The sequence below is a fragment of the Kitasatospora sp. A2-31 genome (assembly GCF_022288725.1).
Taxonomy (GTDB): Bacteria; Actinomycetota; Actinomycetes; order Streptomycetales; family Streptomycetaceae; genus Kitasatospora.
On record NZ_JAKNTA010000080.1, the window covers coordinates 1 to 3404 of the forward strand.

Consider the following 3404-nt stretch of genomic DNA (forward strand, 5'->3'; position numbering starts at 1 on the left):
CGAGTGGACCGAGGGCAACCCGTTCGCCCAGTTCTTCCGGTTCTTCCTGCTCGGGCAGGGCGAGGTGGCCCCGGTCACCCGCGAGGTGCTGCGGGAGGCCGAGCCCGACCGGGACCGTCGCCCCCGCGTCCACGTCGCCTGACGCCGCTGCCGGCCCGCCGGCAGGCTCCTGGGCGCCGGACGGCGGCCCAGGGCCCTAGCGTCGGGAGCGGGACCTCGTCCAGGCCGGGGCGACGAGGGCGACCAGGGCGACGGCGAAGCCCAACTGGAGCAGGTGGCGGATCCAGTCGATGCCGCTGGTGTGCCGTACCCCGATCCACCCGGCCACGGCGTTGCCGAGCAGGGCGCCCCCGGCGCCGAGCAGCATGGTCAGCCACCAGGGGATCGCCTGCGGGCCGCGCAGGAGCAGCCTGGCCAGCACGCCCAGCACGAAGCCGATGAGCAGAATCCACAGGAGCTGGAACATCGTATTCCCGCCTTTCGAGGGGTGTTGTCCCATGATTCTCCTGTTTGTCCGCCCGGGCACGTCGGCCGCCGGACCGGGCCGGGCGGGCCGGCGCACCGTCGGAGCGGGGGGCACCGGACGCGCTGTCAGTCCCTGGGCATAGCTTCTGCGGTGTCGCCGGGCACGCCGCCCGCACCGACTCCCGCCGAGCGCCCGGAAGGGGCCCCGCATGCCTGTCGCCGCCGACGAGCAGACCACCTACCTGGAGCTGTCCGAGGACACCGGCAGCGCCCACAAGTTCTACGAGGTCCGGGTCGCCGGCGTGGACGTGACGATCACCTACGGGCGGATCGGCGAGGGCGGCCAGGCGAAGACCACCAGCTACCCGTCGCCGGAGAAGGCCGCCGCCGCGGCCGCCAAGAAGATCGGGGAGAAGGTCCGCAAGGGCTACGCCCCGGCCGTGCGCGGGGTGCGGCAGCGCCGCGCGGTGACCCGCCGGGCGATCACCAGCAGCCGCTCGACCGCCCGCCAGGCCCCCGTGCTCTGGCGGTTCCGCTCCGGCGCCGCGGCCTTCGGCATCTTCGTCGGCGAGGAGCACGCCTGGGTGGGCAACGAGCGCGGCGACGTCTACACGCTCACCCACGACGGGCAGGTCACCGGCCGCTACGGCCTGCCGGACGGCGTGAAGTGCATCGTCGCCGACGACTGGTGGATCTACGCCGGCTGCGACGACGGCAAGGTGTACGACCTCGGCGGCAAGGTGCCGCGGGTCGCGTACGAGATCGCCGCCGACGTCGACATCTACTGGCTGGACATCCACGACGGCGTGCTCGGCGTCGCCGACGCCCGCGGCGGGATCACCACCGTCGACCACGAGGACGAGTTCCAGTGGCGGCGCCAGGCCGAGGGGACCGACGGCTGGATGGTCCGCTGCGACGAGGACGGCGTCTACCACGGTCACTCGCGCGGGGTGGCGCGCTACGCCGCGCGCGGCGGCGAGCCGCTGTGGCACACCCGGACCGACGGCGACGTGCTGTTCGGCTGGCAGGAGCGCGACGAGGTGTTCGCCGCGACCTCGCGCGGCTCGGTGCACCGGCTGCGCAAGGCCGACGGCTCGGAGACGGCCCGCTACCGCTGCGACGCCTCCGTGTTCTCGTGTGCCGCCTCGCCCGACGGCCGCTACGTCTTCGCCGGCGACAACCACTCCTCGGTGTACTGCTTCGCGGCGGACGGCACCCGGCTCTGGAAGCTCGGCACCGGCTGCGGCTCCGCGTACAGCATGCAGTACCGCGACGGCCGGCTGTACCTGGTGACCACCGACGGCTCGTTGGTCTGCCTGGACGCGAGCGAGGAGGCGGTGCGGGCGGCCGAGGAGGGCCGGGTGCCGCAGGCCGCCGAGGTGGACGGCAGCGGCTGGACGGCGGCGGTGGCCGGTGCCGAGGTCGAGTCGGTGGTCGCCGGATCGGCGGCGGCCGCGGGCGGCATCGAGGTCGAGTGCGTGGCGGAGGGCGGCCGGTTGCGCGTCCGCGTGGTGTCGCCCGGCTTCGACCCGGCCCGCCGGGTGCAGTTCCCGAAGGACATCCGCGAGCCCGGCGCCCGCTACCTGGTGGCCGAGGTGCTGGAGTCCGGTTCCGGGGCCTTCTACCGGGCCCGCGGCGACATCAAGCGCCTGCTCTAGGCCTGTGACACACCGGGCGCCGCCTGTCAACGGCGTCAATCGCGTCGGGGACCGGACCGGAAAGCCACTGTCCGTGTCCGGTCACCCGCCGATAGGAATATGCCAGGTGCGGACGGACCGCGCCGACGAGAGGAGCCGCTCCGTGTCCCGTCTCCGTGCCGCAGCCCTGACCCTGGGCGCCGCTGCCGCCGCACTGACGCTGTCCATGACCACCGCGCACGCCGCGCCCGGTGACACGGTGAACATGTGCGGGAGCTCGCTCACCCCCAGCGGCTACGTCGACGTGCAGTGGTGGAACAGCGCCGGCTGCGGGTCGGGCACCTTCACCCCCAACAGCAAGAAGATCATGCAGCTCACCGGCTACCCGGTCGGCACCGTGGTCAACGCCTGCGCCTCGACCTGGCCGCCGGCCGGCTGGGTGCAGGTCAGCGAGTTCTACAGCTCCGGCTGTAACTACTCGGCGGTGCCGAGCTTCGGCAAGAACAGCTGGCAGCTGAAGCGCGTCTCCTGACGCCGTTCCGGCCGGTCCCGCCGACCTGCGCCGGTCCACTGCCCCTGGCCGGTCCCGCTGGTCCCACCCGCCCCGCGGCCCCCGGTCCTCGGGAGCCGCGGGGCGCAGCGGGCCGTCAGGCCGCCCGGAAGGGCCACCGCCGGACGTGTCGGCCCGCGCCGGGCCGTCCGGTCGTCCATGATGGGCCCACCGTGCGGGCCGCGGGGGAGGCGCCCCCGCGGCCCGCACCGGGGAGTGACCCCGCCGACCCGAGGAGAGCCGCGCCGTGAACGTGCGTCTGCTGCGCCTGACCGGAGCCGTCACCGCCGTCTACGGGCTCGCCGTCGCCCGCCGCCCGGGGCTGCTGGCCCGCCCGTCCGGGATCAGCGCGCCGGACGGGTCGGTCCCCGCGGACGTGGCCGCCTGCCTGCGCCCGCTGGCGTTCCGGGACGCCGCCTGCGGTCTCGCCATGGTCCTGGCCCCGGACGCTTCGGCGCTGCGGACCGCCACCCTGGTGCGGATCGCCTCCGACCTGGGTGACGCCACGCTGCTCGCCACCGCGCTGCCGAAGCGGCGGCACCGCACGATGGCCGTGGCGGTCTCGATCGGGTGGGCCGCGCTCTCCGCGGCCGGCCTGCTGGCGCGCCCTCCGGCGCACGCCGGGCGCGCAGCGTACGGGCCCGAGCGGCAGGGGCCCCCGCGCCGCCGCCCGAGGGGCACCGGCCCGCGGCGCGCCGCCGGAAAACTCAGCCGGTGAAGTATCTCGACGATTGAGAGATAGGATGCGGCGA

4 protein-coding genes are annotated in these 3404 nt (G+C 74.8%); 3 read left to right on the top strand and 1 reads right to left on the bottom strand.

The window, feature by feature from the left end; translation table 11 throughout:
• Positions 1-196 precede the first annotated feature (196 nt).
• Complete coding sequence (locus MCM47_RS44440) at positions 197-466, bottom strand: GlsB/YeaQ/YmgE family stress response membrane protein (RefSeq protein WP_238864248.1); 270 nt, start codon at positions 464-466, stop codon at positions 197-199.
• Positions 467-674: 208 nt separating this feature from the next.
• Here MCM47_RS44440 and MCM47_RS44445 point away from each other — a divergent pair, with 208 nt between their 5' ends.
• From MCM47_RS44445 to MCM47_RS44455, 3 genes are all read left to right on the top strand, one after another.
• On the top strand, positions 675-2123 hold the full coding sequence (locus MCM47_RS44445) for a WGR domain-containing protein (protein WP_238951701.1): 1449 nt from the start codon (positions 675-677) through the stop codon (positions 2121-2123).
• A gap of 142 nt (positions 2124-2265) precedes the next feature.
• Positions 2266-2634, top strand: a complete 369-nt coding sequence (locus tag MCM47_RS44450; protein ID WP_238864246.1) for a hypothetical protein — start codon at positions 2266-2268, stop codon at positions 2632-2634.
• Between the two features lie 265 nt (positions 2635-2899).
• Positions 2900-3370, top strand: a complete 471-nt coding sequence (locus tag MCM47_RS44455) for a hypothetical protein (RefSeq protein ID WP_238864245.1) — start codon at positions 2900-2902, stop codon at positions 3368-3370.
• Positions 3371-3404: the final 34 nt, after the last annotated feature.